Annotated in this window: 1 protein-coding gene; it reads left to right on the forward strand. The window is 73.9% G+C overall.

Going from position 1 to position 1,626, the window contains the following annotated elements; genetic code table 11:
* Window positions 1-355: 355 nt before the first annotated feature.
* Window positions 356-1,624, forward strand: a complete 1,269-nt coding sequence (locus ACFY4A_RS42570) for an NAD(P)/FAD-dependent oxidoreductase (RefSeq protein WP_390834671.1) — start codon at window positions 356-358, stop codon at window positions 1,622-1,624.
* Window positions 1,625-1,626 lie beyond the last annotated feature (2 nt).

Raw genomic sequence — 1,626 nt, forward strand, 5'->3', positions numbered from 1 at the left:
CCCAGGACGAGTTCCCCGGGCCGGCCCGCGGTGTCACCGGGCTCGGCCAGGGCGACGTCGTGCACCTCGGCGTTCCCGGCCGCAAGGACCGTACGCAGAAGCCCGGCCCCCAGGGAATCCACGAGGTCGGTCACGGTGATCACGGCCGGCACCCCGCAGGGCGGCATGGGGGACTGTTCATGAGCCCCATTGTGTCCCACGCGGATAGTGCTCACCGCATCATCGACACCGCTGCCATTGTCCGGCCGCCACAAAGACAACGGAGCCGGCCGGCAGCACCATCGGAGGCGTCCGGCGGCGTCACCACCCCGGACACCGCCCCCGTATGAACCGCCCCCGTACGAAGAGGTTCCGCATGGCCGCCCGCCCTCCCTCGCCCGCGCCCTCCGCCCCCAGCCGTGTCGCCGTCGTCGGCGCGGGCATGGTCGGACTGTCCACCGCCTGGTTCCTCCAGGAGCGGGGCGTCAGCGTCACCGTGTACGACCGCGAGGGGGTGGCCGCCGGATCGTCCTGGGGCAACGCCGGATGGCTCACCCCCGGCCTGGCGACGCCGCTGCCCGAGCCCGCGGTCCTCACCTACGGCGTGCGCGCGGTACTCAGCCCCTCCTCTCCGGTCTACGTCCCGCCGAGCGCCGACCCGAACCTGCTCAGGTTCCTGGCCGGGTTCGCCCGCCACAGCACCGCGTCCCAGTGGCTGCGGTCGATGCGTGCGCTCGTCCCCATCAACAGCCTGGCGCTGCCGAGCTTCGACACGCTGGCCGAGGGCGGTGTCGAGGCACGGACGCTCGAGGCCAAGTCCTTCATCGCCGCCTACCGCACGGCCACCGAGCGCAAGGTCCTGCTGGAGGAGCTCGAGCAGATCCACACCGCGGGCCAGACCATGGAGTTCGACGTCCTCGACGGGAACGAGGCCCGGGGGGTCGAGCCGTCCCTGTCGGACGAGATCGGCGCGGCGATCCGGCTGCACGGCCAGCGCTACCTCGACCCGGGCCACTACGTGCACGCCCTGGCCGACGCCGTCCGTGCCCGCGGCGGGGTGATCCACGAAGGCACGGAGGTCACCGAGGTGCGGGACACGGCGGCCGGCGTCACGGTCGTCGGCGGCGCAGACGGCGAGCGCCACGACGCGGTGGTTCTGGCCACGGGCGCCTGGCTCGGCCGCCTCGCCCGGAAGTTCGGCGTGCGCTCCCTCGTGCAGGCCGGCCGCGGGTACAGCTTCAGCGTCCCGGTCGAACACGTCCCGTCCGGCCCCGTCTACTTCCCCGCCCAGCGCGTCGCCTGCACACCTCTCGGCGACCGTCTGCGCGTCGCCGGGATGATGGAGTTCCGCAAGCCGGAGGCGCCCCTGGACACCCGCCGCGTCCACGCCATCGCCGAGGCCGCACGCCCGCTGCTGCGCGGCGCCGACCTGGACACCCGCCGGGACCAGTGGGTCGGCTCCCGCCCGTGCACCACCGACGGCCTGCCCCTGATCGGAGCCACCCGCTCCCCCCGGGTCTTCGCCGCGGGCGGCCACGGCATGTGGGGCATCACCCTCGGCCCGGCCACCGGACGCCTCCTCGCCGAAACGATCGTCACCGGCGAACGCCCCACGGAACTGGCCCCCTTCGACCCCCTGCGCTGACC

Source organism: Streptomyces sp. NPDC001292 (genome assembly GCF_042896465.1).
Taxonomy (GTDB): domain Bacteria; phylum Actinomycetota; class Actinomycetes; order Streptomycetales; family Streptomycetaceae; genus Streptomyces.

What these genes read in the sequence shown, in the direction of transcription:
- ACFY4A_RS42570 (WP_390834671.1), top strand. Translation starts at nt 356, where the DNA reads ATGGCCGCCCGCCCTCCCTCGCCCGCGCCCTCCGCCCCCAGCCGTGTC.